This window comes from bacterium (genome assembly GCA_030247525.1).
GTDB lineage: Bacteria > Electryoneota > JAOADG01 > JAOADG01 > JAOADG01 > JAOTSC01.
This window is the reverse complement of record JAOTSC010000223.1, coordinates 1-4,442: the sequence shown is the minus strand read 5'-3', so window position 1 is coordinate 4,442 and position 4,442 is coordinate 1. Positions and strand designations below refer to the sequence as shown.

Here is a 4,442-nt window from a genome sequence, read left to right as displayed (position 1 = left end):
GTACGATTCATCCCTCGGCCGCAAAAGTTCGCGACGCTGGGGAAATCGTTAAACGCAAACGCCCCGACATTATTATCGATGGGGAAATGCAAGCCGATACCGCGACTTCGCAAGAACTGATGGAACGTACGTATCCATTCTCAGCATTGATGGGAAAAGAAGTTAATACACTAATCTTCCCGGATATGACGAGCGGAAACATCGCTTACAAATTGCTCATGAAGTTAGGGCAAGCGGAAGCGATCGGCCCGATTTGGATGGGAATGGACAAGAGCGTACACGTTTTGCAACGAAGTTGCGAAGTGAGCGATATCGTGAACATCGCCGCTTTTGCCGCTTCCGACGCACAATAACAACTACGATATCGAATGCGATTACGGGCTGTACGAACGTACAGCCCGTTTTTGTTAGGGTTGCTGGACAGACAGGAGTGTCTGTCCTACGATTACCAACTACCTCTGTGTGATTAAGTTGATTTAGGTCAAAGTCTATTATAGACTATTTCGGTACATTATGTCGTATATCATAATAGGAGGTACCCATGGTAACCATACAATTAAGAACCGTCGGCGAATTAGTCGCGGAACAGCCGTCGCGTTCGCTCGTATTTGAGAAGCTCGGCATCGATTACTGCTGCGGCGGCAATGTTACGTTAGAAGCAGCATGTTTACAGAGCGGTCATGCCGTCGAAACGGTATTACCAATGCTTTCTGCAACGGTTTCCGCAGAAGAACCCATCGATTGGCGCACCCAGCCGCTCGACCAACTCATCGACCACATCCTCTTTACTCATCATAGTTACTTGCAGGAAAATCTTCCGCGGTTGTCAGCATTGGTAGCTAAGGTTGCCAATCGACACAGTGAATCGCATCCGGAGCTCCAACAACTTCACAAGCAATTTGAGGTGTTCAAGATTTCGATGGAAGGTCATCTGGCAAGCGAGGAGAAAATCATCTTTCCGGTGATTCTCTCCCAGTTATTAGCCAACGGAGAAGCAACTGCTACTCAGACTGCAAAAGAGACGTTGCCAACGATTTTCCGGGAGCACGATATCGTGGGAGAAGATTTACGCACGATGCGAAAAATCACTGAGAACTACATGCCGCCGCCGGACGCATGTAACTCATACCGAGCGATGTTGGATGGATTGGAAGCGCTCGAACGCGACATTCATATACATGTCCACTTGGAAAACAATATTCTGTTTCCGCGGGCAAGTGTATTGATGGCATAGTAAGCATAGTTAGGGTGAACACGATGCCCGAGCTCGAGTATGGGGCGTAAGCCATACGCCTTAGCCGAGTTAACACAAAAATCCCCTACTCGAAAGTAGGGGATTCTCAATGAGACAAATTCTATTCGCTAAGAAATTGAGATTGCTTCGTGGTCCGCCAAATGGCGAACTTCTCGCAATGACACTTCACGGAACGAATTAGAACATGTAACCGAACATGATACCGATACCGTTGTTCGTTGCCTTGGTTCCGCCATTTTCCGCTGCACTGGTAAGACCCATGTTATAGCGAAGTTCCGGGGAGAGGTATCCTTTGCCCATTGGCATATTGATCCCGACGCCTACATTCAAACCAATTTCTGTGCTCTTCTTGCCGGTAATATCCTTATCATCCTTGTCTTTTGCACTTAAGCAGAGACCGATTTCTGGTCCGACTTGAAAGAATGCACTTGCCATCTTAGAATTGAGTTTGCAAGACCATTCGGAAAACTTATAGGTCCAGAACGGTTCAATCGCAAGATACGTGAAATTACTTTCACCACTATATCCAGTCGCTTCCATCTTGGAACCTTTTTGGAGATAGAGGATATCTGTGCGAATCGCCATCTTCTCATTCATCGAATAATTGATGATAGCGCCTACGCCAAAACCGGTACGACCTTTAACAGTTACGCCTGATGGAGTCGGGTCGATTTTTTGGTTAGCCATGTTCAAGCCGAGTTTGACACCGTAACTGAGTTTGCCGTCAGCAGCAAATGCGGTGGCAGCGAATAGAATGGTAAGTGCAACGATTGCAATTGTGCGGGTCATTCTTCCTCCTTGAGTAAAATAAAACAAACACTCGTTGTGAGCTGAAGGCGAGAACCTGTGCAAGATGCCTCACAATGCGATGTTAAAGTATGATTAAGATTACGGCTTGTCAAGAGGGACAAGCATCTGCGACGAAGATTGTATTAGAATCTTACGCCGTTACGTATTATTATACGATGGGAAAAAGTAAATAATATGGACGAAACTACCCTCAAAAATTGGCTTAGACGATACCGTACAGCATGGTGGCGTTACCGTCTTTTGCGCACCGTTATCCGCGGTGTGCCTGTGTTCGCGTCCCTTACTACCATCGCGATACTACTTGAACTCCTTTTTCATTTTCCGGTTCCCATTCGATGGTTTATCTCCGGGTTGCTTCTGACTGGATTAACCGTAACAGTTAGTTTGCTGTTTTGGCAACTCCGGCAGTTGTACCAAAACCAAAGCCCCAACGACTCTGAATTAGCGAAAACTTTTGCGAGACACCCATTGGGACACGGCAGGTTGCTCAATGCCATTGAGTTACAGAGCGACCCCTCCCCACTCGCTCAGTATGCGATATCGATAACTACCAATGAGCTATCGACAGTTGAACCACAAGTGCTTTTTCCTTTTCCTATTGTAAAAAAGTCGCTGTTACGAACAACGGCAATCGTTGTCTTGGTGTTCGCTGTTCCGTTGCTGTTCTCATCAAGCCGCGATGCCATCGCCCGACTTTTGCTACCAAATCGAAGCTTCCTACCTGCTGCACCCTATCAACTGCTCTGGACAAATGATGCAGTCGACTCGTATGCTCGGGGGGAACCGATCACACTATCGCTGAAAATCGAGCCGGTTACTGCAACAACACTCCCGGAAACTGGTGAGTTTGAGGTGGAGTTTGTTTCTCAACAGAAAAGGAAACAACTTCCGTTCCGGTTTGAAAATCAAGCTGCTCAATTCAAACTCGAAGATGCCTCCGGCGAGATAGCTGTCACTCCAAGAGTGGGCTCGATCATTGGAAAGAAGCTGAAACTCACACCATTTCAACGAGTTAGAATCGAGAATAGTACTCTTACGGTTATCCCCCCGGGTTACTCCGGCTTACCACCACGGGAAGCATCGCTGGGCGATCTCGCTGTTTTGGCGGGCAGCAAATTGGTATGGAATGGACGTGCTACTGCCGACATCGGTACGCTGTTTCTACTATTCCGACATAGTAATGGTGTTGACACTTTTGGTGTAAAGAGCAGCGGAAAAGCGGTTTCCACTACTATTCCCATTAAAACAGGCGGACAAGTACAGTTCGTTTTAACTGATGACAGGGGGAGAGCCGGAAGCGCTCCAGCATCGTTCCAAGTCGAACTTCTACCTGATGAATCGCCGCGAGTGCTGCTATTAGCTCCTGAGAAAGACGATGCACTTCCCGGAACATTTCGATTACCGGTCATCGCCCGCGCCGACGACGATTTCGGAATCGGTCGGATGTATCTCTGTTTCCGGTTACTCAAGAATCAACAAACATCAACATGGGACTCGCTCGCAATTCAACCGCAAGCGATTCCGCCCGCCAGTGCAGGCGCCGCGGTACAGTGGGATTTATCGCAATATGATTTATTGCCAGACGATGGCGTAGAATTCTATGTTTCCGCCTTCGATGAGAACATCGTTACAGGACCGGGACGAGGGGTTTCAGAGATTCGACATATGAAAGTCCCTTCGTTGGAGCAGTGGCTTACCGAAACAGAAACGGCCAACGAAGCGATAGGCAGTGAGTTGGAAGCGTTGTCGAAGTCGGGCGAACGAGTCGCACAGTCTTTAGAGCAGCTTGCCGAGCGGATGAAACGTAAAGGACAGCTTTCTCATGAGGATAAAGAACAGGCCCGGGCGGCGGCGGAGAAGCAGAATGAATTAGTGAAACGCGCTGAAGCGGCTGCAAAAGAGCTGCGCGAGTTATCCAAGAAAATGGAAGAGAGTGGAGCTGCTGCCCGCGAAACGATGGAGAAACTATCCCGTTTACAGGAGTTGATGCAGGAGTTGGCATCTCCTGAGTTAAAGGATGCTCTGCAGAAACTGCAAGAAGCATTAAAGAAGATGGATCAGCAACAAATCAAAGCGGCGATGGATCGGGTTCAACTCGATCAAAAGGAGTGGAAAGAAAAGCTGGATCGCACCGTGGCATTACTGGAGCAAATTCGTCTCGAAAGGCGGATGGATTTACTGGAACAGTGGTCGAAAAAGGTTGCCGAGCAGTCGCGTCGCAACGAAATGGCAATCGATTCACTGCAAAACCAGTCGGCAGCGTCCGATTCGTTATCGCGCGAACAAAGCAAACTGGCTAACGACAGTAAAGCATTAGAGGAGCAAGTCGCTCAGACTGCGGACGATGTTGCAAAGAATCCTCAGTTAGGCGAACAAG

At 48.2% G+C, this 4,442-nt stretch carries 4 protein-coding genes; 3 read left to right on the top strand and 1 reads right to left on the bottom strand.

The features are described 5' to 3' along the window. Both OEM52_14165 and ric read left to right on the top strand, forming a co-directional pair. Positions 1-353: phosphate acyltransferase (locus OEM52_14165; GenBank protein ID MDK9701280.1), on the top strand; the 353-nt coding region annotated here is incomplete at its 5' end. A 188-nt stretch (positions 354-541) separates the two neighbouring features. After that, positions 542-1,234, top strand: a complete 693-nt coding sequence (gene ric / locus OEM52_14160; GenBank protein ID MDK9701279.1) for an iron-sulfur cluster repair di-iron protein — start codon at positions 542-544, stop codon at positions 1,232-1,234. Positions 1,235-1,432: 198 nt separating this feature from the next. Here ric and OEM52_14155 read toward each other — a convergent pair whose 3' ends face one another. Further along, entirely contained in the window at positions 1,433-2,044 is a 612-nt protein-coding gene (locus OEM52_14155; protein MDK9701278.1) for a PorT family protein, read from the bottom strand. Between the two features lie 195 nt (positions 2,045-2,239). On the opposite strand from OEM52_14155, the gene OEM52_14150 reads away from it, so the two are divergent. Then, a partial coding sequence (locus OEM52_14150) for a hypothetical protein (protein ID MDK9701277.1) occupies positions 2,240-4,442 on the top strand: 2,203 nt, incomplete at its 3' end.

What these genes read in the sequence shown, in the direction of transcription:
- ric (MDK9701279.1), top strand. Translation starts at nt 542, where the DNA reads ATGGTAACCATACAATTAAGAACCGTCGGCGAATTAGTCGCGGAACAG.
- OEM52_14155 (MDK9701278.1), bottom strand. Translation starts at nt 2,044, where the DNA reads ATGACCCGCACAATTGCAATCGTTGCACTTACCATTCTATTCGCTGCC.